The organism is Mesorhizobium sp. LEGMi-168a (assembly GCF_058312955.1).
Map to the genome: position 1 here is coordinate 134,855 of NZ_JBZEGV010000009.1, position 24,109 is coordinate 158,963.

Consider the following 24,109-nt stretch of genomic DNA (forward strand, 5'->3'; position numbering starts at 1 on the left):
TCAGAAAAGCCGGGTTCGTCCCGGCTTTTCTGTTAGGAAAGCCGCATATGCGGCGACAAAAGCCGTCGCCTGCGGTTTTCACCGGCGTCAAATGATCTAGATTGCCGGTGGGTACTGTTCGCGACAAGGAGAACGCATGACGGTTGGCCGTTCCCGGACACTTTTCGCATCGATGACACTTTTCGCATCAATGCTGGCGGTCACCTTCGCCGCGAGCCTTGGGGCCAGCCTGGCCGACGAATGGCACACCACCTCCTCGCTGATCGGCCCTTCCAAATACGGCGAGAATTTCCAGCGCTACGACTACGTCAATCCGGACGCGCCGAAGGGCGGCACCCACAACTCCGTCGTTGTCGGCACCTTCGACAGCTTCAACCCCTATATCGTGCCGGGATCGCCGGCCGCGGGGCTCGTCGGGTTCGGCGGCGGCCTGCTCTACGACACGCTGATGGACCAGGCGACCGATGAGGGCAGCGTCAGCCATCCGCTGGTCGCCGACGCCTATAAATATCCTGCCGACTATTCGTCCGCGACCTACCGGCTCGATCCGCGCGCGAAATGGCATGACGGCCAGCCGATCACCGTCGACGACGTGATCTGGTCCTTCCAGGTGCTCAAGGCCAACAGCCCGCAATACAGCCGCTATTTCGAGAACGTCACCGATGCCGTGGCGATATCCGACCGCGAGGTCGAATTCCATTTCAACCAGAAGGGCAACCGCGAACTGCCGAAGATCCTAGGCGACCTCGTCGTGCTGCCGAAGCATTGGTGGGAGGGCACCGACGCCAATGGCAAGAAGCGCGACATCACCAGGCCGACGCTGGAGCCGCCGCTGGGCTCGGCCGCCTACAAGATCGCCAGCTTCAAGCCGGGCTCGGAGATCGTCTGGCAGCGCGTGCCCGATTACTGGGGCGCCAAGCTGCCGGTGAAGATCGGCCGCGAGAATTTCGACACGCAGCGCTTTACCTATATCCTCGACGACAACGCTGCTTGGGAAGCCTTCAAGAAGGGTGGGCTCGACGACATCAAGCCGGAAAACAGCTCGAAGCGCTGGGCGACGTTTTACGATTTCGCAGCGATCAAGGCCGGCGACGTGATCAAAAAGGAATTCAAGACCACCTCGCCGGAGCCGATGCAGGCGTTCATGCTGAACCAGCGCCGGCCGCTGTTCCAGGATCGCCGGGTACGCGCGGCGCTGACCTATCCCTACGATTTCGAGACGATGAACCGCACGCTGTTCTTCGGCTTCAACACCCGCACCCACAGCTATTTCCAAGGCACGGAACTCGCGTCGAGCGGGCTGCCGCAAGGCAAGGAACTCGAAATCCTGGAGAAGTATCGCGACAAGCTGCCGCCAGAACTGTTCGCCCAGGAATTCAAGCTGCCGGTCTATGACACGCCTCAGGCGGAGCGGAAATATCTTAAGCAGGCAGTGGACCTCTTCGCCCAGGCGGGCTGGGTGATCAAAGGCGGCAAGATGGTGAACGCCAAGACCGGCGCGCTGTTCAAGTTCGAGATCATCGGCTCGAGCGACACCGACCAGATCCTCTCCGGCAACTATATCGCCAATCTGCGCAAGATCGGCGTCGACGCGACGCTGCGGATCATCGATCCCAGCCAGTACGTCAACCGCGTCAACAATTTCGATTACGACGTCATCACCAACGTGCTGCAGCAGTCGGAATCGCCGGGCAACGAGCAGCGCGATTTCTGGAGCTCGAAGGCAGCCGATTCGCCCGGATCGCGCAACTACTCCGGCATCAAGGACCCGGTCGTCGACGCGCTGGTCGACCGCATCATTTTCGCCACCGACCGCGACGATCTCGTCGCCGCCACCCACGCGCTCGATCGGGTGCTGTTGTGGAACTACTACGTCGTGCCGCAATACTACAGGGCGGTGGTCTGGCTCGCCTATTGGAACAAGTTCGGCATGCCGGAAAAGCAGCCCAGCTACCGTGGCGCCGATGTCGATTCCTGGTGGATCGATACTGGGAAGGAAAAGGCGCTGGCTGCCAAGTACAAAGGCCTCAATTGATGCGGCGGCTGCTTCCTCGTCGCGACTTCCTGGCGCTCGGCGCCGCAACGGCGGCCACTGCGCTGCTGCCAGGCCGGGCTTTTGCCGAGACCCCGACCGGCGTCAAGTTGCATGGCCTGTCGGCTTTTGGCGATCTGAAATACAAGCCCGACTTCACCCATTTCGAGTACGTCAATCCGGACGCGCCCAAGGGCGGCCAGATGAATTTCGCGCCGCCGAACGGCACCTTGAATCAGAGTTTCCTGACTTTCAACACGTTGAACTCCCTGGTGCTGAAAGGCGATTCACCGCCGCGCACCGAACTCAGTTTCGACTCGCTGATGACAAACGCGCTCGATGAGCCGGATGCCGTCTACGGTCTGCTTGCCGAGTCCGTTACCTTGTCGCAAGACCGCAACGGCTTCCGCTTCACCCTGCGGCCGCAAGCGAAATTCCACGATGGTACGCCTCTGACCGCCGACGACGTCGCCTTCGCATTGAAGCTGTACAAGGACCAGGGCCATCCGAACCTGTCCAAGGCGTTGCGCTATATGACGGAGGCGGTTGCCGTCGATGCCGTCACCCTCAGCCTCACCTTCAACGGCGAACAATCCGCGCAGAACATTCTTTCGATTGTCGCAATGCCGATCGTTTCCAAGGCCTTTTATACGGCCAATGAATTCGATGCCTCGACAATGACGCCGCCGCTCAGTTCCGGACCATATAAGATAGGACGCGTGGTGGCCGGACAGACTGTCGAGTATGAGCGCGTCGCCGACTATTGGGGTCGCGATCTCGCCGTGAACCGTGGCCTCAACAATTTCGACCGCATTCGTATCGACTTCTATCTCGATCGCCAGGCCGCATTTGAGGCCTTCAAGAAGGGCGACACGCATTTTCGCGAGGAATTCACTTCGCGGGTATGGGCAACCGGTTATGACTTTCCGGCGCTTAAGGAAGGCAAGGTCGTCAAACGGGAATTTCCCGGCGAGAAATCACCCGACATGCAGGCCGTCGCCCTGAACCAGCGTCGTCCGCAATTCCGTGATGCGCGCGTGAGGCAAGCCATCGCCAATTGCTTCGATTTCGAATGGTCCAGGCGCGTTCTGTTTTTTGGTTCCTACGAGCGTTCGCAATCGAATTTCGAACGCTCGGACTATAAGGCCGAGGGCTTGCCCTCGGCCCAGGAACTGGCCTTGCTGGAACCGTTTCGAGCCGAGTTGCCGCCAGAAACCTTCGGCGAGCCCGTGATGCAGCCCGTATCCGACGGCTCAGGCCGCGACCGCAAACTGCTGAGCAAGGCTTCAAGACTGCTTGCCGAAGCCGGCTGGAAGCGGACAGGCGATTTCGTCGTCAACGAAAAGGGGGAGCGACTGCGGGTGGAAATGCTGGCCGAAGACGATGGCATCGTCCGTCTCTTCACCAAGTGGTTTGAGAATATGAAGGCGATTGGGATCGACGCATCGATCCGGCAGGTCGATTCCACACAATATGAAGAGCGGCAGAGCGATTTCGACTTCGATTTCAACATGCTCCATTGGTCGATCGGGGCGACGCCCACTGCCGACGGCCTGGAGATGCTCTACGATTCGCGAATGGCGAAGATCCCCGGGCAGCGCAATTATCCAGGCACCGAAAGCCCGGCCATCGACGCGCTGATCGTGGCGGCGGGCAAGGCGGGCAATCGGACAGAGCTCGTTACGGCGCTCCGAGCGCTCGATCGGGTCTTGCGCGCGCGGCTAGACTGGATTCCAACATATTATCTGGCGAATCACCGTGTCGCCTATTGGGACATGTTCGGCTTTCCCGAACAGAAACCCGATTTCGGCTTTCCGGTCGAAACGACGTGGTGGTTCGACAAGGGGAAGGCGGCAAAGATTGGCAAAGCCTGACATGACTGTTCGCGTGAGATCGGCTGCCTGATGGGCGCTTATATCCTGCGCCGCATCCTTCTGATGATCCCGACGCTGTTCGGCATCATGGCCATCTCCTTCGCCGTCATCCAGTTCGCTCCCGGCGGTCCGGTCGAGCAGGTCATCGCCCGGCTGACCAACCAAGGCGGCACCGATCGCCTCGGCGGCGGCGGTGGCGATGCCGGCGCCACCAATCTCGACGTCGCCGGCAACGTCAGCTCGAAATATCGCGGCGCGCAGGGGCTCGACCCCGAATTCATCAAGAAGCTCGAAAAGCAGTTCGGCTTCGACAAGCCGCCGCTCGAGCGCTTCGGCATGATGCTGTGGAACTATAGCCGCTTCGATTTCGGCGACAGCTATTTCCGCGACATCTCGGTGCTCGACCTGATCCTGGAAAAGATGCCGGTGTCGATCTCGATCGGGCTGTGGATCACGCTGTTGTCCTACCTGATCTCGATCCCGCTCGGCATCCGCAAGGCGGTGCAGGACGGCTCGACCTTCGACGTCTGGACCAGCGGCGTCGTCATTGTCGGCTACGCCATCCCCGGCTTCCTGTTCGGCATCCTTTTGATGGTGCTGTTTGCCGGCGGTTCGTTCTGGGACTGGTTCCCGCTGCGCGGCATCGTTTCCGACAATTGGGACCAGCTCTCCTGGCCGGACAAGATCATCGACTATTTCTGGCACATGACGCTGCCGCTGACCGCACTTGTGCTGTCGGCCTTCGCCACGACGACGCTTTTGACCAAGAACTCCTTCCTCGAAGAGATCCGCAAGCAGTATGTGGTGACGGCGCGGGCCAAGGGCCTGTCGGAGCGCAAGGTGCTCTACGGCCATGTCTTCCGCAACGCCATGCTGATCGTCATCGCCGGCTTTCCGGGCGCCTTCATCTCGGCCTTCTTCACCGGCTCGCTGCTGATCGAAAACATCTTCTCGCTCGACGGCCTCGGCCTGCTCGGCTTCAAGTCGGTGATCGACCGCGACTATCCGGTGGTCTTCGCCAATCTCTACATCTTCTCGCTGCTCGGCCTGTTCGTCGGCCTCTTGTCGGACCTGATCTACACCTGGGTCGATCCGCGCATCGATTTCGAGCGGAGAGACATCTGATGACGGCAGCTTCGGCCGAAACCAAGCCGGCCCGCGCCGCCCGGCCGTGGCTGTCGCCGCTCAACCAGCGGCGGCTGCAGAACTTCAAGGCCAACCGGCGCGGCTACTGGTCGCTGTGGATCTTCCTTCTGCTGTTTGTGCTGTCGCTGTTTTCCGAGCTGATCGCCAACGACAAGCCGATCATCGCTTCCTACAAGGGTGAGATCCTGTTTCCAGTGCTGGTCGCTTATCCGGAAGAGAAGTTCGGCGGCTTCTATGCCGTCACCGACTATCGCGATCCGGTCATCCAGGACGAGATCAATGCCAATGGCTGGATGATCTGGCCGCCGGTGCGCTACTCCTATCAAACGGTCAACAACGCCATCCCCGAGGCGGCACCCGCCAAGCCGTCCTGGCTCTACGACAGAAAGGCGCGCTGCAACCAGTATCCGCAAGGCGAGGCCGATCCCAACTGCGTCGTCGGCAACTGGAACTGGCTGGGCACCGACGACCAGGCGCGCGACGTGCTGGCGCGCGTGCTTTACGGCTTTCGCATCTCGGTGCTGTTCGGGCTGGTCCTGACGCTCGGCTCCTCGCTGATCGGCGTCGCGGCCGGCGCGGTGCAAGGCTATTTCGGCGGCTGGACGGACCTTCTGTTCCAGCGCTTCATCGAGATCTGGTCGGCGATCCCGGTGCTCTACCTGCTGCTCATCGTCTCCGCGATCCTGCCGCCCGGTTTCTTCATCCTGCTCGGCCTGATGCTGTTGTTCTCCTGGGTGGCGCTGGTCGGCGTGGTGCGCGCCGAGTTCCTGCGCGCGCGCAACTTCGAATATGTCAACGCGGCGCGGGCGCTCGGCGTGCCGAACCTCACCATCATGTTCCGCCATCTTCTGCCCAATGCCATGGTGGCGACGCTGACCTTCCTGCCCTTCCTGCTCTCAGGCTCGATCTCGACGCTGACCTCGCTCGACTATCTCGGCTTCGGCCTGCCACCTGGTTCCGCCTCGCTTGGCGAGCTTTTGAAGCAGGCGCAACGCAATCTCAACGCGCCCTGGCTCGGCATCTCCGGCTTCATCGTGATTTCGCTGATGCTGTCGCTGCTGGTCTTCATCGGCGAGGCGACGCGCGACGCCTTCGATCCGCGCAAGACGTTCAAATGAGCGAGCCCCTGCTTTCCGTCCGCGATCTGAGCGTCGCCTTCGCGCAAGGCGGCACCCAGTCGGTCGCCGTCGACCACATCTCCTTCGACATCGCCAGGGGCGAGACCGTGGCGCTGGTCGGCGAATCCGGTTCCGGCAAATCGGTCTCGGCGCTGTCGGTGCTGAAGCTTCTGCCCTATCCCGCGGCCAGCCATCCGTCCGGAAAGATCCTGTTCCACGGCGCCGATCTGCTCGCTGCCAACGAGAAGACCTTGCGCGGCGTGCGCGGCAACAAGATCACCATGATCTTCCAGGAGCCGATGACCTCGCTCAACCCGCTGCACACGATCGAGCAGCAGATCGTCGAGGTGCTCAAGCTGCACCAGGGACTGGGCGACCGTCAGGCGCGTGCCCGCACGCTGGAGCTGCTCACCGAGGTCGGCATCCGCGATCCGCAGAAGCGGCTCGATGCCTATCCGCACCAGCTCTCCGGCGGCCAGCGCCAGCGTGTCATGATCGCCATGGCCCTGGCCAACGAGCCCGAGCTGTTGATCGCCGACGAGCCGACCACGGCGCTGGACGTGACCGTGCAGGCGCAGATCCTCGAACTGCTCGCGAACCTGAAGAGCCGCAAGGGCATGTCGATGCTCTTCATCACCCACGACCTCGGCATCGTCAGGAAGATCGCCGACCGCGTCTGCGTCATGACCAAGGGCAAGATAGTCGAGACCGGACCGACCAAGGAGATCTTCGCCAACCCGCAGCATGCCTACACCAAGCACCTCTTGGCCGCCGAGCCGAAGGGCAAGCCGCCGGCGGCGAATGCCGGAGCCAAGGCGGTGATGACCGGCAAGGAGATCAAGGTCTGGTTCCCGATCAGGCGCGGCTTCTTCCGCCGCACCGTCGATCACGTGAAGGCGGTGGACGGCATCGATGTCACCGTGCGGGCCGGCCAGACGCTCGGCGTCGTCGGCGAGTCCGGTTCCGGCAAGACGACGCTTGGCCTGGCGCTGGCCAGGATGATCTCCTCGACCGGCACGATCAGTTTCGACGGGCGCGACATCAACGAGCTATCCTTCAGCGCCATGCGGCCGCTGCGGCGCGAGCTGCAGATCGTCTTCCAGGACCCGTTCGGATCCTTGAGCCCGCGCATGTCGGTGGCGGAGATCATCGAGGAGGGGCTGAAGATCCACGAGCCGAAACTTTCGCCCGATGCGCGCGACGACAAGGTCGTCGAAGTGCTGAAGGAAGTCGGCCTCGATCCCGAAACGCGCCACCGCTATCCGCATGAATTCTCAGGCGGCCAGCGCCAGCGCGTCGCCATCGCGCGCGCCATGGTGCTCAATCCGCGCTTCGTCATGCTCGATGAGCCGACCTCGGCGCTCGACATGAGCGTGCAGGCGCAGGTGGTCGACCTTTTGCGCAACCTGCAGGCAAAGCACAACCTCGCCTATCTCTTCATCAGCCACGATCTGAAAGTCATCCGCGCCCTTGCCAATGACGTGATCGTCATGCGCAATGGCCAGGTCGTCGAGGCCGGCCCGTCCGAACAGATTTTCGGCAGCCCGCAGACCGACTATACAAGGGCGCTGATCTCGGCCGCCTTCCGGATAGAGACGGCGCCGACCGGCGTGGTCAGCCAGTAGTCTCGCCGGTTTCAATAACAGGGAAGAACATCCGCGAATGGAAAAAGGCAAAGTCCTGCTTGCCCTCACCGGCTTTCACCCGCAGCATTGGCGCGAACTGCTCGCGGCAGAGCGCGAAGTGGTGCTGGAGCCGGACGGCCCCACCGATCCGTCGATTGCCTATGCGGTGGTTTGGAAGCAGAAGCCCAATCTCTTGTCGAGGCTGCCCAATTTGCGCGCCATCTTCTCGATCGGCGCCGGCGTCGACCATATATTCGCCGATCCCGGCCTGCCCGACGTGCCGATCGTCAGGGTCGTCGCCGACAATCTCACCCAGCACATGACCGAATATGTCGTCTGGCGGGTGCTCGACCACCATCGCCAGAGCATGCTCTACCGCGCGCAGCAGCAGAAGAAGATCTGGCGCGAACTGCCGCAGCGCCCGGCGGAAGACATCTCCGTCGGCATCATGGGTCTCGGCAATCTCGGGCGCGCCGCGGCATCTGTGCTGCTCTCGCTCGGCTTCGCGGTCAATGGCTGGTCGCGGAACGACCGGCCGATGCAGGGCGTTTCGACCTATTCCGGCGAGGCGGGACTGATCCCGTTCCTCAACGCCACCGACATCCTGGTGGTGTTGTTGCCGCTCACCCCCAACACGCAAGGCATCATCAACTACGGCGTGCTGAAGGAATTGCGCAGGCGCAACGGCCTCGGCGGCTCGGTGCTGATCAATGCCGGGCGCGGCCGGCTGCAGAAGGACGCCGACATCCTGCGCGCGCTCACCGACGGCACGCTGAAGGAAGCGAGCCTCGACGTGTTCGAGGTCGAGCCGCTGCCGAAGACAAGCCCGCTGTGGAGCCATCCGAAGGTGTTCGTGACGCCGCATGCGGCGGCGACCTCGGACCCGGCCCATCTGGTGCCGATCATGCTCCGGCAGATGGACGCGTTCGAGCGCGGCGAAAAGCTCGAAAACCTGGTCGACCGCGAAGCGGGCTATTGAGCCGGCGAAGACGGCTTCGAGCCTGGCAGCGCAAACTTGTCCTTCTTCTTCGGCTTGCCGCAGTCGCGCCGCTCGATCGAGCGGCTCATGGCGTCGATCTCGCCGCTCGCCTTGTCGCTGTCGCGCTGCGCCTTGGAGCGCATGTCCGGCGTGAACGGACCGAAGCCCATAGCCGGGTTCGAGAAGGTCGGCTTAGCCGTGATCGGCAGATTGTTTTGCTGCGCCACCTGATTGCGCTGCGCTAGGAGTTGATCGCAAGGCACGCTGTCATACTGGAGCGAGGACTGGACGTTCTCGTCCTGGCGCTCCGCCATCGAGGAGCCGCCGACGCAGCCGGCCGTCATCAGGCAAGACGCCAACACCACCATGGTCCAGCGCATGGTATCCCTCCGTGCGGTATCCGCCCCACGCTTAAACCGACACGCGATTCGGGCTTTTTCGCAGCAAAGGATCAATACAAACACCGGCGGGACAGGTGAAGGATCGCCACGTTGACGATCCTTCAAACCGCATGACCTTTCCCCGCCACGACAGCCAGCCCTCTGACTGGCTCCCTACGCTCATGCCTGATGACCGTGCTCTCCAGCGACAGGATGGAAAGCCCGCTGGCGGCGAGAACGCGCCGCACACAGGATTCGGAATGCGCGTAGCGCCGTGACTGCCGCAGCGCGAAGTCGCCCTCGCCGGCGAGTGTCTCGACCGAGAACGCAAACACGCCTCCATCGACAAGGCTGTCTGCAACCGCCCCGACAACGCGTTCAAGCGCGCCGACATAGATGAACACGTCGGCCGCGACCACGAGGTCGGCTTTGGCGCCAGTGTGAGCAAAATGCTGAAGGTCGGCCTTGGCAAGCCGGTCGTAGATGCCCTTGGCGCGCGCCTTCCGCAACATGCCGGCCGAGATGTCGTAACCATCGAGACGATCGACGATCGGGCGCAGCCTTTCGCCCATCAGGCCGGTGCCGCAGCCGAGGTCGAGGGCCAGCCGAAAACGGCCGGGCCTTGCCGTGCGAATGGCCCGGTCGAGGAAATCCGGCATCCGGTAGCCGAGTTTTTCGACCAGCGACTTCTCGAAACGGTCGGCATAGTGATCGAACAGGGTCTCGACGAAGGCGCTGGGCGGAGCCGCGGCCGCCGGCGCATGGCCGATCAATTGCAGCTCGAGCGAGGCGCCCAGCCGGTCCGAGGGATCGAGCTTCAGCGCCATCGTCCAGGCCTGGGCCGCCTGGTCGAGCAGGCCGGCCGCCGCCTGCATCTCGCCGAGGCGGAACCATCCGGCCGCCCATTGCGGCGCCAGTTCCAGCGCGCCGAGCAAAAGCTCCGCCGCCTGCGCGGGCTCGCCCGAGGCAAGCAGCATCTCGGCGAAGTCGGCGCGGCGGTCGGCGTTGAAGTCGCCGGACGAGGCCTGAAGCGGTTTCATGGTTGAAGGATCCGACCGGCAAAGCGAACCGGCTGTAGGATGAGTCAGCAGTCTCGTGCAACAGGCTTCCCGCGGCGAATTTAGCCATTATCTTCAAGCCATGCGCGCCAGCGACCTGCTCAAGCCACGGCCCGAAGGACTTTACTGCCCGCCCGGCGATTTCTTCATCGACCCGGTGCGGCCGGTGGGCCGGGCGCTGATCACGCACGGCCATTCCGACCATGCCCGCTCCGGCCACCGTTCGGTGCTCGCCACGCAAGAGACCCTCGACATCATGGGGCTGCGCTACGGCGAGGATTTCGCCGGGACGACGCAGGCAGCTGTCCTCGGCAAGACGATCGATATCAATGGCGTCGCCGTCACCTTCCATCCGGCCGGCCATGTGCTGGGCTCGGCGCAGATCGCCGTCGAGCACCAGGGCATGCGCATTGTCGCCTCCGGCGACTACAAGCGCCAGAAGGACGCCACATGCCTGCCCTTCGAGCCGGTCGCGTGCGACGTCTTCATCACCGAGGCGACCTTCGGCCTGCCGGTGTTCCGGCATCCGCCGGACAACGAGGAGATCGCGCGCGTGCTCAAATCGGCAGCGCAATTTCCCGAGCGCTCACACCTGATCGGCGCCTATGCGCTCGGCAAGGCGCAACGCGTCATGCGCCTGTTGCGCGATGCCGGCTACGACAGGCCGGTCTATATCCACGGCGCGCTGGCCAAGCTCAGCGAGTACTATCAGAGCCAGGGCATCGATCTCGGCAGGCTGGAGCCGGCGACGGTCGAGAGCGGCGGCAAGGCCGATTTCACCGGCGCCATCGTTGTCGGCCCGCCGGCGGCCTTCGCCGACCGCTGGGCGCGGCGCTTCCCCGATCCGATCTCCTGCTTCGCCTCGGGCTGGATGCGCATCCGCCAACGCGCCAAGCAGGGCGGTGTCGAGCTGCCGCTGATCATTTCCGACCACGGCGACTGGGACGAGCTCATCGCCACGATCAAGGAAACCGGCGCCGGCGAGATCTGGGTAACGCATGGCCGCGAGGAGGCGCTGGTGCGCTGGTGCGAGCTGGAAGGCATTGCGGCGAGGCCGCTGCATCTGGTGGGGTATGAGGACGAGGGCGATTGATGGTGCAGTGTTCGCCAATCGCCACCGCTGAGCTCCACGGCGCCCCCCTCTGGCCTGCCCGTCCTCCGCAGCAGCTGCGCTGCAGCTGCGGAGGGTGGACCGGACATCTCCCCCACTTGGGGGGAGATCGGACTTCACGGCGACCTTCGCCAATCTCCAGCGTTGCAGGAGATGAGCCGGCATGGAAACTGCCGATCTCCCCCCAAGTGGGGGAGATGGCCGGCAGGCCAGAGGGGGGCGCGACAGAGCGCAAACCTTTCTCGTTGGCGTGGTCCATACGCCCATGAACCGCTTCGCCGAGCTGCTCGACCGGCTGGTGCTGACGCCGTCGCGCAACGGCAAGCTGACGCTGCTCACCGATTACTTCCGTAGCGTCGAGGACCCCGACCGCGGACTGGCGCTGGCGGCGATCACCGGCGACCTGTCGATCGCGGCGGTGAAGCCGGCGATGCTGCGCGCGCTGGTGGTCGAGCGCATGGATCCGGTGCTGTTCGGCTATTCCTACGACTATGTCGGCGACCTCGCCGAGACGGTCTCGCTGGTCTGGCCGCAGCCCGCCGGCCATATCCCGAACCATGCGCCGACGCTGGCCGAAGTGGTCGGCAAGCTGCAGGCGGCGAGCCGCTCCGACGGACCGCAGGTGCTGGCGCGGCTGCTCGACAGCGCCAGCATCTCGGCGCGCTTCGCCATCATCAAGCTGGTCACCGGCGGCCTGCGCATCGGCGTGTCGGCGCGGCTGGCCAAGCAGGCGCTGGCCGACCTCGGCAAGGTCGATGTCGGCGAGATCGAGGAGCTCTGGCACGGGCTGACGCCGCCCTACACCGAGCTGTTCGCCTGGCTGGAAGGCCGCGCGGAAAAGCCGAGGAGCGCCGCGCTCGCCCTGTTCCGGCCGGTCATGCTTTCCAACGCCGTCGACGATGGCGATCTCGAAAAGCTCGATCCGCGCGACTATGCGGCGGAGTGGAAATGGGACGGCATCCGGGTGCAGGCGGTGTGCGAAGGCGGCATCCGTCGGCTCTATTCGCGCACTGGCGACGATGTCGCGAGCGCTTTCCCCGACCTTGCAGCGGCGATGGATTTCGAGGCGGCGCTCGACGGCGAGCTGCTGGTCGGCGATCCGCGCGAGGCGACCGGAACCTTCTCCGACCTGCAGCAGCGGCTGAACCGCAAGAGCGTGTCGCCAAAGATCCAGCAGCAATATCCGGCCTTCATGCGCTGCTACGATGCCTTGCAGATCAACGGCGAGGATTTGCGCGCGCTGCCCTTCGCTGACCGCCGCAAGCGGCTCGAAGCCTTCGTCAAGACGCTCGACCCCAGCCGCTTCGACCTGTCGCCGCTGGTCGCGTTTGCGGATTGGGAGGCGCTGGAGCGGCTGCGCCAGGCGCCGCCGCATCCGATCATCGAAGGGGTGATGCTGAAGCGCTGGGACTCGCCCTATCTCGCCGGGCGGCCGAAAGGCCCCTGGTTCAAGTGGAAGCGCGATCCGCACACGGTCGACGCGGTGCTGATGTATGCGCAGCGCGGCCACGGCAAGCGCTCGAGCTTCTATTCCGACTACACTTTCGGCGTCTGGGCCGGACCGGAGGGATCGGAAGAACTGGTGCCGGTCGGCAAGGCCTATTTCGGCTTCACCGACGAGGAGCTGAGGCAGATCGACAAATATGTCCGCGACAACACGATCGAGCGGTTCGGCCCGGTGCGCTCGGTGCGCGCCGACCGCAAGAACGGCCTGGTGCTGGAAGTGGCGTTCGAAGGCCTCAACCGCTCGACCCGGCACAAATCGGGCGTCGCGATGCGCTTTCCGCGCATCTCGCGGCTGCGCTGGGACAAGCCTGCCTCCGAGGCCGACCGCATCGAGACGCTGCAGGCGTTGCTGGACAGCTAAGTCCTACTCGGCGATCGAAACGCGTATCTCGTAGATGTCGACCGACTTGCCCTGCTTGTCGAAGTCGGAATTGACGGCGATGGTGCCGGCGGCGCCTGGATGCTTGTCCGGGAACTGCACGTCGAACAGATATTCGTTGCGCTCGTGGCCGACGGCATAGCGCTTGCGGCCGCAATCGCCGAATTCGCCGAAATTGCAGTCGACCGAGATCTGCGTCTCCTTGCCCTCCTCCGAGCGGGCGATGATGTCGAACATGGCGTGCTTGCCGGCGAGCTTTTCCAAGACGCCCTGGCCGACATCGAAGGCGATCGCCGACCCGGACGCGCCGGAGCGGATGCGCAGGAACTGGCCGGTGTCGTCCTTCATCACGTCGGCGCCGGCGTCGGACGGCGTGCTGACATGGGTCGGATCGCTGGGCAGGAAGACGTTGATCCAGTTCTTCGACTGATCGGCCTCGCCAGGCTTTTCCGGCGAAGCGGTTTCGCCGCCCGCCTGCGAAGAGTCTTCGCCCTCCAGCGTCGGAGTCGGTTCCGGCGGCCCTGTGTTGAGCTCAGCCGCCGTCTTGAAGACGCCGGTCTGCTTCGCGAAATAAAGACCGATGCCGGCGGCGGCGACAAGCGTCGCGACGACGAAGATCGCCGTCAGCGGCAGGCGCCGGCCCCGGATCCGCCGCTCATCGCGGTCCGGCGCCACCTCGGCGCCGTTGCCGACGGAGGCTCCGGGAAAATCGTCGAGCGACGGCGCGTTGGGAAGCGCCTCGTCCGGCATGATGTCGGGCACGCGGGGCAGCACGCGCGAACGCGGCGCGTCCGATGCGTCGGGCTGCACCGGACCATCGACAGTGATCGACGGCGACGACGACGCCTGGTTCGGCGCCTGCCGCGGCGCGTCCACGGACGGCGCCGGCGACTGGGCCGGCATGTCCACCGACGGCGCCGGCGCGGCATCGCCGGCGGGCGCACCGCTTTCCGAGGGGAGCATGACGTCCGGGATCGCCTGGACGGCCGGCAGGAATTCGGATTCGATCTCGGCGATCTTGGCCTGCACCGCCTTGCGGCGGTTGATGGCGGCCTCCACCGTCACATTCGGATTGGCCTGCAGGACGCGATCCAGCGCGGCAAAAGCCGAGCGATAGACCTTCTCGCGAAACGCCCGGTCCTCGGCATTGCCTTTTTCGAAGGCGTTGCGGATCGCTTTCTCGATGGCGTCCAAGCGAGCTCCCTCTGCGCGTTCGCTCACAGTTCATCGATCGTTAGCCGCAGGCGACCAATCAATCAACGGGCGAGCGGCAGTCTTGCCGACGCATCCAAAGCCCATTTCGGCGTTTTTTGTTGAAGAATCAACATTTTTTGTCGCCGTCACCGGATCGGCTCCAGCGGACCGGACGCCAGTCGCCGGTGAACTGGCGAGCCGCCGCGGCGGACGACGGAGGCCGTCGCGCGGCGGCAGCCGACCGGAATTGCCGCGCATCGACGCAGGATTTCGCCACCAGCCATCTTGAATTAGCTGACGGTTGAGTCTATCAACCGGCGCATCTTGGAAGCTGAGCTGCTTCCCGGGCCGCTTTAGCTCAGTTGGTAGAGCACATCATTCGTAATGATGGGGTCGCGTGTTCGAGTCACGCAAGCGGCACCAAGACTTCTCAAGGGTTCGCGAGTTTTCGAAGCGTAGAGCGCAAAACGCCCTGCCAACAGCCTGCCAACATTTCCGAGAGTCATTTTGTTCGCCCTTTGTAGCACCTCGACCGGCTCAGACTGGACACCTCAAGGGCGGCTAGAGCGATAGCCTGTTTTGCTCTACTCAACGGTTTCTGATTCACCGGATCGCTCAAATTCATGTCTCAACGATTTGATCCGGTAGAGATGGAGCGAACAAACATCTGCGCTGCTTAGGTCAAAAAGGGCTAGATTGCGACCGCCAGCGGTGCACACGCTTTTGTACATGATCCCGTCGAACCCTTGGCTCTTAAGCGATTGGGCAAGAAATTGCGTAACTCTATATTGTTGTTCTTCACCACTCTGAACCGGCCTGGAGAAGGCGTCGCTGGCGAACGCCCATGCTGCCTCTGATCGATATTCCGGGGTGTCGTCTCCGCCCATGAAAAGTGGAAAGCCGCTGCCGGTTTTCACACAATTTGCGATGCGCAATGCCTTTGTGACCTTGAATTCAGCCACTGAGAATTCAACGCCAAACCACGGTCTCAATTCCGACATCGCAGTTTCGGCATCACTAGCAAGATACAGGATAGGGACGCCTGCGGCACTAGCGCGATTGACCTTCGCAAATTGTGCATTGGGCTTCATCCGCTCAGCTCGAAACGCATAAACGTAGACGTGGCCATCCTCCGTCTCAACCACGTCGTTTCCGATCTGCGCGCGCCAAAACCGTTCCCCCGGGTTCAATGAAACTGCCCTTTGGTCGACGCCTTCATGTAGCGCGGATAGGAATTCCTCCGCCTCCTGTGAGAGCGCGCGGGATTCCGGATTTGTTATTTCTCGACAAAAGCGATTGTACCGAGTCAGTTGTTTTAGGTTCATGTCCAACTCGGACTCCCCCGATCCCGCCGTGGAAAGCCATGATACATACCTCTTGGCACAGCGGAACCATCTAAAGACGACTAGCGCCTCGTCGGTGCCGTTCCCCGAAGGGCAGATGACGAGACGCACCGTGCGCCATGTTCCATTCCGCCTGCTGGACGCTGGCCCCCGCCAGAACGGCCGCCATGGCATCGGGGAAGTGAAAACAGCGGCGCTAGCCACAGGATCGCGGCGTGCATCGGCGCCGCCATGCGGCAGCGCGCTTGCCGCAATGCAGCGCCAAATAGCGCTTGCGAGCGTGACGACGCCCATTGCTGCAGCAACGTATAGCGGAACGAAGCTCATGTACGGGGCCAGGAGAGAACCGGCGACCGATGCATATCATGTGTTGGGGAACAACTGAACGCGTCGGCCGCCGGCCCTCGGCGGGGGCGTTGCCATTTCAGGCAACGCTGATACGTGCGGCCGTTACTCAATCTTGAGCAATTCGAAGCGAGCGCCAGGGTGAACAGACGGTTACTATCCACAGGTCAGCCAGCCGCCTCTGCCCTTGGCAAGATGCTTCTAATTTAGCGCCGGGAACCTTTCGTTGGAGGCCATGTTGATTCCTTAGACGGCGCATCTTTCTCAAACCTTAAGAGCGCGCCGCGTCGGGATGGATCGTCGCCTGTCACCGCGAAGGTGAGAGACGCCGGCTTTCCTCAGGAGGTCCCGACAAAGAGCCCGCCGCCGCAGCAGGAGCGGGCTCTTTCATTGCTCGATCCTACGGTACGACCGCACAGAAACCGTACAGAAACGTCGTGGTGTTTTCATTGCGTTGCGGGGTTTTCAGGCGGGGGAATGGCACAAAAACCAAGGAATGCACATCGGACGGCAGCATTGCGCCGCTTGCCTATCCCAGCACCTCCAAGCGCGAATGTTCGGTGCGATGCCCGATACAGAAGCACGGCCACGGTGGCGTCAACCGGTTACACAGGGCAGGCAACATCCCCGGCCTTCTGGAAGTGGCGTGTCAGCGTCCCCAGAGGCTGCGTGGGGCGTGTCGTCGGTTGGCTGTTAGCGCGCGACTGGAACGCTCCACGCCTCGCAAGCGGGATAGCGAAATCTCGGGAAGGCAAGGTCTCAGCGTTCCAGCGACGGGCGGAGACTGGGAAAGATGGATACCATGCATATGGGGCGTGTGGAGGCTGGCAAGACATGGACGCGGGGCGGCCCGCGTGCAGGCGCTTGGCTGAGCAGTGCAATGACCACGCAGCGCCACCTCGCAGCGATCCTGGCCTGCGACGTGGTCGGCTATTCGCGCCTGACGGAGCGTGACGAGCGCGGCACGCTCGAGCGGCTGAAGACCTACCGCAAGGAGCTCCTTGAACCGCTGGTCGCCGAGAACCAGGGGCGGATCGTCAAGCTCACCGGCGACGGCATGCTCTGCGAGTTCGCGAGCGTCGTCAACGCGGTGACCTCGGCCATTGCGATCCAGCAGGCCCTGGCAGAACACGAGGCGGAGACGCCAGAGGAAGAGCGGATTCGCTTGCGCATCGGCGTCAATCTCGGCGACGTGGTCTGCGAGGACGACGGCGACCTCTACGGCGACGGGGTCAACATCGCAGCCCGCCTCGAAAGCATCGCCGATCCCGGCACCGTGGTCGTCTCGGGCACCGCCTACGACCACCTGCAGGGCAAGCTCGACTGCGGCTTCACGCCGCTCGGCAACCTGCGCCTCAAGAACATCGAGCGGCCTGTGCGCGCCTACCGCGTCGAGACCGACGCCAGCGCCTCGGTGGCTGCACCGCCTCCCCTGCCCGAGAAACCCTCGATCGCGGTTCTGCCCTTCACCAACATGAGCGGCGACCCCGACCAGGAATACTTCGCCGACGGGCTGGTGGAGGACATCATCACGGGATTGAGCCGGGTGAACTCCTTCTTCGTGATCGCCCGCAACTCATCCTTCACCTACAAGGGCCGGGCGGTGGATCTGCGCCAGGTCGGGCGCGAGCTGGGCGTCCGCTACGTGCTCGAAGGCAGCATCCGCAGAGCCGGATCGCGGGTGCGCATCAGTGGGCAGTTGGTGGACGCGATCAGCGGACACCATGTCTGGACCGACCGCTTCGAGGGCGACGTAAGCGACATCTTCGACCTGCAGGACAAGGTGACCGAGAGCGTCGTCGGCGCTGTCGAGCCGAGCATCCGGCTGCAGGAGATCAAGCAGGCGCGCATGAAGCCGACCGACTACATCAGCGCCTACGACCTCTACCTTCGCGCACTGCCGCGCTTCTACAGCATGACGCGCGAAGGCTTTGCCGACGTGCGGCGGCTCACCAACGAGGCGCTCAGCATCGACCCCGGCTTCACCCTGGCGAAGGCGCTCGGCGCCTATATCCGCAGCCTATCCGTGAGCCAGTGCTGGCACGAGCCCGACGATGTACGGGTCGCGTCACGCATGGCGCGCGAGGTCCTGGCGGAGGCGCGCGACGACCCCACCAGCCTGCGCTTCGCGGCGCAGGTGATCGCCTACAGCGCGAAGGAATACGAGATGGCGCTGCGCACGATCGAGCGATCCCTGCTGCTCAACCCCAATTCGGCGCAGGGCCATACCGGCTGCGGCTGGGTGAACGCACATTCCAGCCGCCCGCTTGTCGCGATCGAGCATTTTCACCGGGCAATGCGGCTGAGCCCGGTCGACCCCGAGAAAGGCATCGCGCTCTCCGGCATCGGGATGAGCTACCTGATGCTCGAGCGCTACGAGGAAGCGCTGGCATGGGGAGAACGCGCGCTGCACGAGATGCCGAACTACGGCTCCTCGCACCGGGTGGTGATCATGGCGCTGGTCAAACTCAACCGGCTGGACGAGGCGCAGGCGGCGGCGCGGCGGCTGATGGAGGCGTTCCCGACCTTCACGCTCACCCTGCAGAGACAGATCAACCCGTGGTTGGACAAGGTCTTCGCCGAGCGTTACGTCGAGGCGCTGGGCATCGCCGGCGTGCCGGAGTAATCATCGCGGTTGCAAAGATGCCCTCTCCTGTGCGCCACGTGCGGCCAGGCGACCTCCTTTGGACGGGGGCCGAAGACGGAACGTGCGCTTCCGGGCCGCAAGCACCAGTTTTCCTTGCATTCCAGCCCTGCACCACTTTGTCGGCGCATCTCGGCCATTGTCGAGAATCGCTGTTGGTGTGAAACTCCCGATGTCAGCATGGGAGGTCAAAATGCCCAATAGTTTCAAGACCGGTGACATCGTCAGGCTGAAATCCGGAGGCCCGGACATGACCGTCAGCGACGGCGCGGCTTCCGGCACCTATCTCTGCCATTGGTTCAACCGCGAGGGCGATGTCTGGACCCCGCAACACGCCGGCTTCAAGCCGGACCAGCTGGTGGTAGTCGACGAACGGAAATAGTTTCGCTCACCTTCATTCGGGGGTCGGGCTCCGGTCCGGCTTTTGCCGGATCTCCTTGATCTCATTGTCTCGTCGGAAAACGACCGACGGATTTTTCTCGTCACCGCGTTTAACGGCTGAAGCATGGTCGCCAACGGCCATGCCCAACCGGAGATGAGAGCATGATCCGCCGTACCATAGTAGAGCGTTTCACCGTTTCAATGAAATGGCGAGCCGCTCTACCTCTTTGTTTTGACGCAATTCCGGACGGAAAACCGTTTCACACTTTTCCTGGAATTGCTTTGGCCGTTGCCCTTGGCCTGCAGGCCGCCGCCGCAGCCGCCCAGACAACGACGCCAACGCCAGCCCCCGCGCCGGCCCAACCGGCGCCAGGCACTTCGGCTCCCGCCACCGCCAAGCTTGGCATCACGCTGGCAAAATTCGAAGCGCGCCGGGAGAAGGCCTTCATGGGCGCCGACACAGACGGCGACGGCAAGGTCAGCCTCGCCGAATGGACGGCATTCCAAACCCAGCGCAAGGCCAAGAGCGATCCGGCCAAATCCTTCGCGCGGATGGATGCCAACAAGGACGGATTTGTCGATAAGTCCGAGCTCGACGCCTTCCTCGCCAAACGCTTCGCCAGGCTCGACAAGAATGGCGACGGCATGCTCGGCGCGGACGAGAGGCCGGGCCACAAAACCTGGTCATCCGGACGCAGCAGTTTGATCCACGTCAACGCGAGTACAGCTGCCAAGGTGTGAAATATAAGAAATAGGAGATCATTACGATGATCATCCGGACGCTCTCCGCTTTGGAATGCACGAAATTGCTGGCGGCCAATCGCGCCGGCCATCTGGCATGTGCGAAGGATGGCCAACCTTACGTCGTCTGCTTCAACTATGCCTATGCCGACAATCACCTTTACGCATTCTCCTTGCCGGGCAAGAAGATCGACTGGATGCGGGCCAATCCCCTGGTGTGCGCCCAGATCGACGAACACACCCAGGGGCGCGGCTGGAGAAGCGTGATTGTCGATGGTCGCTATGAGGAACTACCGGACAAAGTCGGCCATCGGGTTCAGCGCGACCATGCATGGTCGGTGTTGAGCAAGCACGCGGACTGGTGGGAGCCCGGCGCGCTCAAGCCTGTCATGCCTCCCGTGTCGGATAGCTTGCCGCACGTTTTCTTCCGAATCCATGTCGAGGAGGTATCTGGACGGGAAGCGATTGAATAGGCTGGCGACTTTCGAATGCTTATAAGGCCGGGTTATCGTCAAGCGTCGCCACGGTCTTCAGCGCGCCGTCGAGCATGTCGCCTTTTTCGTCCTTCAGCGCCGCCTCGCGCAGCCGCCTGATCCAGTCGGCGGCGTCGTCGCGGCCCTCGAGCATGGCGAGCGCCGACAGCACGCGGTCGAATTTGGACTGGGCGCGGGCGTGGGTGTCGCTGTAGCCCTTGATCAGCCGGCGGCAGTTCAGGATTTCCACGCCGAGCGCATACTTCTCCCGCGCATGGGCGAGCGCCAGCTCATACCAGCGCTCCAGATGCTCGACCTCTGTCCTGTGGCGCAGCAGGCGGCGGCGCCAGCGGCGCAGGCCGCCGATGAACCACAGCATGGCGAAGCCGGTAAAACTGTCGGTGCGGATGTGGCGGCCGCGATTGATGCGGCGGTCGAGGAAGGCGGCCAGCTTTGGCCTGCTCTCGATGTAGCTGCCGAGCCCCACGGGGAGCGTGCCGCAGAATTCCTCTATGCGCGGATGGAAATACTCGGTGACCTGGAGGACCGTGCCGTCCTTGACGCCGACCTCCTTGCGCACCCGCCGGTCACGGGTCGAACGCGTCTTCAGGTCGGCGACACGGATCATGTCGTCGTAGCACATGGCGTTGGCGAGATGTTTTGCCGCCGCGATCGATAGCGCGTAGCCATGTTCGGCATTGTCCAGCGCGGCTGCCCGGTCCAGCCGATCGAGATACTCGCCGCCATAGGCGATGTCCTGGTAGTCGACGACCTTTTTCAGGCCGCGTTCAGCCATGTCGCGCATCGGCTCCGGGAGTGCTGCGACGCGGGCGGCGAGATCCTGCCAGCCCTTCAGCAGCGTTTCCGGACCGCTGACCTTCGCCGGGCGGGCTTCGGGAGCGACAGATTTCGCCGCTGGCTTTTCGCCCACCGGAGCCGCCGCGATGCCGCGCGCGCGGTCATAGGCTGCGCCGAAGGCGGCGAGGCTTGCCTTGACACCGCGACCGCCGGCACCGATCGCCTGCTCGTAGCTTTCACGCGTGAACGGCAGCGCATCGGAACCGGCCAGCGCGCCGAGCAGGCTTGCCGAGATCATGGTGCCGTTCTCGGCGGCGATCTTTTCCATGTCGAAGGCAATGAAGCGTTTTGCGGCGGCCTGCGCGGTCGCATGCACCTTCTCCGACGAGGCGCGGCCGTCGCCCGGTTCGATCTTTTCCGAGACGGCGGCGATGCGGTGCGAGGAGGCGATCAGCGTCGTGCGCTCGGGCGTGACGAAGCCGCGAATGATGGCGCGGCCGGCTTCCATCAGTTCGGCGGCGATCAGTATGTCGACGTCGCCTTGCGAGGGCGACAGCGCGAAGACCGGCAGCCGGCCGGTGTCGCGGGCCATCTCGATATAGTAGATCGTGGCGCCGGTGCGCTGGGCGACGCCTGCGACCGAGGTCGACTGGGCGATGTGGCCATTGCGCTCGGCAACGTCGGTGATCCAGTCGGCGAGCACGCCGCCGCCCTGGCCGCCGACCGCGAGCACGGCGAGTTTTATCACCCGCTCGTCATCAGAGGCGCCCGCCTTCGGGCGCAAGGGCGAAGCCTGGTCAAGCATCGGCGAACATCAGGCGGCGGCTTTCGCGACGGCGCTGCAAAAGGCCGATCACGGCGCGGCGTGCGCTTTCCAGGAAACGGTCCCAGCGGCCGGGATTGTGGACGACATCGGCGCGGTAGAAGGACGGACAGAGGATCGCGGCATCCGCGACCTCGCCGCAATTGCCGCAGCCGACGCAATTCTGGTCGATCGAGGCGACAGGATCGTCGCGCAGCGGATCGTCGAGCGACTTCACCGACAGCGACGGGCAACCGGACAGCCGCATGCATGCATGGTCGCCGGTGCAGACGTCCTCGTCGACGCCGAATTTCGGTTTCACCACCCGCTCGCCACCCTTGATCGCCTTATCGACCAACGGCTTCTCGCGGCGTTGCCGGTTCAGCATGCATTCGGACGAGGCGACGATGACCTTCGGACCCTTCTCCTCGGTGGTCAGCGCCTCGCGCAGCGCGGCCTGCATCTTGCCGACATCATAGGTGCGGTCGATATGGCGCAGCCATTTGACGCCCATGCCCTTCACCGCCTCGGTGATCGGATGCTTGGTCGACTTGGTGCGGTTCGAGGCGCGCGACGACAGGATGTCCTGGCCGCCGGTGGCAGCCGAGTAGAAATTGTCGACGATAACGATGACGCCGTCATTCTTGTTGAAGACCGCATTGCCGATCGAGGAGGTCAGGCCGTTGTGCCAGAAACCGCCGTCGCCGACGAAGGAGATCGAGCGGCGTTTTGCTTCCGGCGAGTTGAAGGCGGAAGCCGAGGCCGGCCCAAGGCCGTAGCCCATGGTCGTCGCCCCAAGCTCGAAGGGCGGCATGATCGAAAACAGATGGCAGCCGATGTCGGAGGCGATGTGGTGCTTGCCGAGCTCCTGCTCGACCAGTTTTGTGGCGGCGAAGATCGGCCGCTCTGGGCAGCCGACGCAGAAGCCCGGCGGACGGCCGGGAACGACATTGACGAGGTCGGCGGTGTCGACGCCCTCGCCCAGCTTGTTCGGCGCGCGAACCTCGCCCGGCAGGAGATGCGGAGCGTTCGCTCGCAGGAAGGAGCCGATGCCATCGAGCATCACCTGTCCGGTATATTCGCCGGCCATCGGCAGATGCTCCTTGCCGACGAGCCTCGTGCCACGGCCGGCCTTGTGCAGCATGGCGGCAAAAGCCTGCTCGATGTAGTTGGGCTGGCCTTCCTCGACGACCAGCACCGCCTGCTTGCCCTCGCAGAAGGCGAGGAACTCGTCGTCGACCAGCGGGTAGACGGCGTTGAGCACATAGAGCGACACGTCGGTGTCGCCATAGGTGTCGGCAAGGCCGAGCCGCTGCAGCGCGCGGATGACGGAATTGTACATGCCGCCCTGCATGACGATGCCGACGGAGCCGTGATCCGAGCCGAAGATCTCGTTGATCTTGCGGCTCTTGATGAAATCGACCGCCGCCGGCCAGCGCTTGGCGACCTTTTCCTTCTCGTGCAGGAAGGAAGCAGGCGGCAGCACGATGCGGCCGGTGTCGCGGCGCGGCGCCGACAGCGCATCGGCGACCGACATTGGCGGGCGCTTGTTGTCCTTGGCGATGAAGTGGCCATGGACGTGGCAGCAGCGGATGCGCACCTGCAGCATGACCGGCGTGTTCGACGCCTCCGACAGCTCGAAGCCGTCCTCGACCGCCTTGACGATCGACGGCAGGTTCGGGCGCGGATCGAGCAGCCAGACCTGGCTCTTCATGGCAAACGCATGGCTGCGCTCCTGCATGATGGAGGAGCCCTCTCCATAGTCCTCGCCGACGATGATCAGCGCGCCGCCGGTGACGCCGCCCGAGGCGAGGTTGGCGAGCGCGTCGGAAGCGACATTGGTGCCGACCGTCGACTTGAAGGTGGCGGCGCCGCGGATCGGATAATGGACAGACGCCGCGAGCATGGCGGTGGCGGTCGCTTCCGAGGCGCTCGCCTCGAAATGCACGCCGAGCTCGCCGAGAATATCCTGCGCGTCGGCCAGCACATCCATCAGGTGGCTGATCGGCGCGCCCTGGTAGCCGCCGACATAGCCGACGCCGCATTGCAGCAGCGCCTTGGTGATGGCGAGGATGCCCTCGCCGGCGAACTCCTCGCCGGCGCCGAGCCTCAGCTTTTCGACTTCCTTGGCAAAAGACCGTTCGGCCATCTCTGCCTCCTTCCGTTGCCGCCCTCAGGCG

The 24,109-nt window shown here is 63.7% G+C and carries 18 protein-coding genes and 1 tRNA gene; 13 read left to right on the forward strand and 6 right to left on the reverse strand.

Annotated elements, in window-relative coordinates:
- Nucleotides 1-136 precede the first annotated feature (136 nt).
- Genes AC4FWB_RS15080 through AC4FWB_RS15105 form a run of 6 tightly spaced genes read left to right on the forward strand, consistent with a single transcriptional unit; the run spans nt 137 to nt 8,774 of the window.
- The gene (locus tag AC4FWB_RS15080) at nt 137-2,035 is read left to right on the forward strand and encodes an extracellular solute-binding protein (protein WP_491026938.1); all 1,899 of its coding nucleotides are present in this window, start codon (nt 137-139) and stop codon (nt 2,033-2,035) included.
- Nucleotides 2,035-3,906 carry an extracellular solute-binding protein gene (locus AC4FWB_RS15085; protein ID WP_491026999.1) on the forward strand — a complete coding sequence of 624 codons (1,872 nt, stop codon included), beginning with the start codon at nt 2,035-2,037 and terminating at the stop codon, nt 3,904-3,906. The genes AC4FWB_RS15080 and AC4FWB_RS15085 overlap by 1 nt, the downstream gene beginning before the upstream one ends.
- Nucleotides 3,907-3,936: 30 nt before the next feature.
- Nucleotides 3,937-5,031 (forward strand): microcin C ABC transporter permease YejB, encoded by a 1,095-nt coding sequence (locus AC4FWB_RS15090; RefSeq protein ID WP_059189787.1) that lies wholly within the window; start codon nt 3,937-3,939, stop codon nt 5,029-5,031.
- The gene (locus AC4FWB_RS15095; RefSeq protein ID WP_491026939.1) at nt 5,031-6,170 is read left to right on the forward strand and encodes an ABC transporter permease; all 1,140 of its coding nucleotides are present in this window, start codon (nt 5,031-5,033) and stop codon (nt 6,168-6,170) included. Before AC4FWB_RS15090 ends, AC4FWB_RS15095 begins: the two co-directional genes overlap by 1 nt.
- Nucleotides 6,167-7,795 (forward strand): ABC transporter ATP-binding protein, encoded by a 1,629-nt coding sequence (locus tag AC4FWB_RS15100; RefSeq protein ID WP_491026940.1) that lies wholly within the window; start codon nt 6,167-6,169, stop codon nt 7,793-7,795. The genes AC4FWB_RS15095 and AC4FWB_RS15100 overlap by 4 nt, the downstream gene beginning before the upstream one ends.
- A gap of 37 nt (nt 7,796-7,832) precedes the next feature.
- Nucleotides 7,833-8,774: a 2-hydroxyacid dehydrogenase gene (locus tag AC4FWB_RS15105; RefSeq protein ID WP_491026941.1), complete on the forward strand. Its 942-nt coding sequence runs from the start codon at nt 7,833-7,835 to the stop codon at nt 8,772-8,774.
- Here AC4FWB_RS15105 and AC4FWB_RS15110 read toward each other — a convergent pair.
- Both AC4FWB_RS15110 and AC4FWB_RS15115 read right to left on the reverse strand, forming a co-directional pair.
- Nucleotides 8,768-9,154, reverse strand: coding sequence for a hypothetical protein (locus tag AC4FWB_RS15110; protein WP_491026942.1), 387 nt, complete (start codon nt 9,152-9,154; stop codon nt 8,768-8,770). The two genes, AC4FWB_RS15105 and AC4FWB_RS15110, sit on opposite strands and share 7 nt — an antisense overlap.
- Before the next feature lie 122 nt (nt 9,155-9,276).
- Complete coding sequence (locus AC4FWB_RS15115; protein ID WP_491026943.1) at nt 9,277-10,194, reverse strand: methyltransferase; 918 nt, start codon at nt 10,192-10,194, stop codon at nt 9,277-9,279.
- 100 nt (nt 10,195-10,294) lie between these two features.
- Between AC4FWB_RS15115 and AC4FWB_RS15120 the strand changes: the two genes are divergently transcribed.
- On the forward strand, nt 10,295-11,305 hold the full coding sequence (locus AC4FWB_RS15120) for a ligase-associated DNA damage response exonuclease (RefSeq protein ID WP_491027001.1): 1,011 nt from the start codon (nt 10,295-10,297) through the stop codon (nt 11,303-11,305).
- Nucleotides 11,306-11,588: 283 nt separating this feature from the next.
- The gene (locus AC4FWB_RS15125) at nt 11,589-13,190 is read left to right on the forward strand and encodes a cisplatin damage response ATP-dependent DNA ligase (RefSeq protein ID WP_491026944.1); all 1,602 of its coding nucleotides are present in this window, start codon (nt 11,589-11,591) and stop codon (nt 13,188-13,190) included.
- 3 nt (nt 13,191-13,193) lie between these two features.
- Here the strand turns inward: AC4FWB_RS15125 and AC4FWB_RS15130 are convergent, their stop codons facing one another.
- The gene (locus AC4FWB_RS15130) at nt 13,194-14,402 is read right to left on the reverse strand and encodes a hypothetical protein (RefSeq protein WP_491026946.1); all 1,209 of its coding nucleotides are present in this window, start codon (nt 14,400-14,402) and stop codon (nt 13,194-13,196) included.
- Nucleotides 14,403-14,749: 347 nt separating this feature from the next.
- Here AC4FWB_RS15130 and AC4FWB_RS15135 point away from each other — a divergent pair.
- Nucleotides 14,750-14,825 (forward strand) — tRNA-Thr (locus tag AC4FWB_RS15135).
- A 161-nt stretch (nt 14,826-14,986) separates the two neighbouring features.
- Here the strand turns inward: AC4FWB_RS15135 and AC4FWB_RS15140 are convergent.
- Nucleotides 14,987-15,727, reverse strand: coding sequence for an RES family NAD+ phosphorylase (locus tag AC4FWB_RS15140; RefSeq protein ID WP_491027003.1), 741 nt, complete (start codon nt 15,725-15,727; stop codon nt 14,987-14,989).
- A gap of 1,243 nt (nt 15,728-16,970) precedes the next feature.
- On the opposite strand from AC4FWB_RS15140, the gene AC4FWB_RS15145 reads away from it, so the two are divergent.
- The 4 genes from AC4FWB_RS15145 to AC4FWB_RS15160 all read left to right on the forward strand — a co-directional run bounded on the left by AC4FWB_RS15145 (nt 16,971) and on the right by AC4FWB_RS15160 (nt 20,329).
- Nucleotides 16,971-18,716, forward strand: coding sequence for an adenylate/guanylate cyclase domain-containing protein (locus tag AC4FWB_RS15145; RefSeq protein WP_491026948.1), 1,746 nt, complete (start codon nt 16,971-16,973; stop codon nt 18,714-18,716).
- A 211-nt stretch (nt 18,717-18,927) separates the two neighbouring features.
- Complete coding sequence (locus AC4FWB_RS15150) at nt 18,928-19,116, forward strand: YodC family protein (RefSeq protein ID WP_491026949.1); 189 nt, start codon at nt 18,928-18,930, stop codon at nt 19,114-19,116.
- A 281-nt stretch (nt 19,117-19,397) separates the two neighbouring features.
- Nucleotides 19,398-19,856, forward strand: coding sequence for an EF-hand domain-containing protein (locus AC4FWB_RS15155; RefSeq protein WP_491026950.1), 459 nt, complete (start codon nt 19,398-19,400; stop codon nt 19,854-19,856).
- 26 nt (nt 19,857-19,882) lie between these two features.
- Nucleotides 19,883-20,329 (forward strand): pyridoxamine 5'-phosphate oxidase family protein, encoded by a 447-nt coding sequence (locus AC4FWB_RS15160; RefSeq protein WP_491026951.1) that lies wholly within the window; start codon nt 19,883-19,885, stop codon nt 20,327-20,329.
- Nucleotides 20,330-20,348: 19 nt separating this feature from the next.
- Here AC4FWB_RS15160 and AC4FWB_RS15165 read toward each other — a convergent pair whose 3' ends face one another.
- Both AC4FWB_RS15165 and AC4FWB_RS15170 read right to left on the reverse strand, forming a co-directional pair.
- Nucleotides 20,349-21,932: an indolepyruvate oxidoreductase subunit beta family protein gene (locus AC4FWB_RS15165; RefSeq protein ID WP_491026952.1), complete on the reverse strand. Its 1,584-nt coding sequence runs from the start codon at nt 21,930-21,932 to the stop codon at nt 20,349-20,351.
- Nucleotides 21,925-24,078, reverse strand: a complete 2,154-nt coding sequence (locus AC4FWB_RS15170) for a thiamine pyrophosphate-dependent enzyme (RefSeq protein ID WP_491026953.1) — start codon at nt 24,076-24,078, stop codon at nt 21,925-21,927. Before AC4FWB_RS15170 ends, AC4FWB_RS15165 begins: the two co-directional genes overlap by 8 nt.
- Nucleotides 24,079-24,109 lie beyond the last annotated feature (31 nt).

What these genes read in the sequence shown, in the direction of transcription:
- AC4FWB_RS15080 (WP_491026938.1), top strand. Translation starts at nt 137, where the DNA reads ATGACGGTTGGCCGTTCCCGGACACTTTTCGCATCGATGACACTTTTC.
- AC4FWB_RS15085 (WP_491026999.1), top strand. Translation starts at nt 2,035, where the DNA reads ATGCGGCGGCTGCTTCCTCGTCGCGACTTCCTGGCGCTCGGCGCCGCA.
- AC4FWB_RS15090 (WP_059189787.1), top strand. Translation starts at nt 3,937, where the DNA reads ATGGGCGCTTATATCCTGCGCCGCATCCTTCTGATGATCCCGACGCTG.
- AC4FWB_RS15095 (WP_491026939.1), top strand. Translation starts at nt 5,031, where the DNA reads ATGACGGCAGCTTCGGCCGAAACCAAGCCGGCCCGCGCCGCCCGGCCG.
- AC4FWB_RS15100 (WP_491026940.1), top strand. Translation starts at nt 6,167, where the DNA reads ATGAGCGAGCCCCTGCTTTCCGTCCGCGATCTGAGCGTCGCCTTCGCG.
- AC4FWB_RS15105 (WP_491026941.1), top strand. Translation starts at nt 7,833, where the DNA reads ATGGAAAAAGGCAAAGTCCTGCTTGCCCTCACCGGCTTTCACCCGCAG.
- AC4FWB_RS15110 (WP_491026942.1), bottom strand. Translation starts at nt 9,154, where the DNA reads ATGCGCTGGACCATGGTGGTGTTGGCGTCTTGCCTGATGACGGCCGGC.
- AC4FWB_RS15115 (WP_491026943.1), bottom strand. Translation starts at nt 10,194, where the DNA reads ATGAAACCGCTTCAGGCCTCGTCCGGCGACTTCAACGCCGACCGCCGC.
- AC4FWB_RS15120 (WP_491027001.1), top strand. Translation starts at nt 10,295, where the DNA reads ATGCGCGCCAGCGACCTGCTCAAGCCACGGCCCGAAGGACTTTACTGC.
- AC4FWB_RS15125 (WP_491026944.1), top strand. Translation starts at nt 11,589, where the DNA reads ATGAACCGCTTCGCCGAGCTGCTCGACCGGCTGGTGCTGACGCCGTCG.
- AC4FWB_RS15140 (WP_491027003.1), bottom strand. Translation starts at nt 15,727, where the DNA reads ATGAACCTAAAACAACTGACTCGGTACAATCGCTTTTGTCGAGAAATA.
- AC4FWB_RS15145 (WP_491026948.1), top strand. Translation starts at nt 16,971, where the DNA reads ATGACCACGCAGCGCCACCTCGCAGCGATCCTGGCCTGCGACGTGGTC.
- AC4FWB_RS15150 (WP_491026949.1), top strand. Translation starts at nt 18,928, where the DNA reads ATGCCCAATAGTTTCAAGACCGGTGACATCGTCAGGCTGAAATCCGGA.
- AC4FWB_RS15160 (WP_491026951.1), top strand. Translation starts at nt 19,883, where the DNA reads ATGATCATCCGGACGCTCTCCGCTTTGGAATGCACGAAATTGCTGGCG.
- AC4FWB_RS15165 (WP_491026952.1), bottom strand. Translation starts at nt 21,932, where the DNA reads ATGCTTGACCAGGCTTCGCCCTTGCGCCCGAAGGCGGGCGCCTCTGAT.
- AC4FWB_RS15170 (WP_491026953.1), bottom strand. Translation starts at nt 24,078, where the DNA reads ATGGCCGAACGGTCTTTTGCCAAGGAAGTCGAAAAGCTGAGGCTCGGC.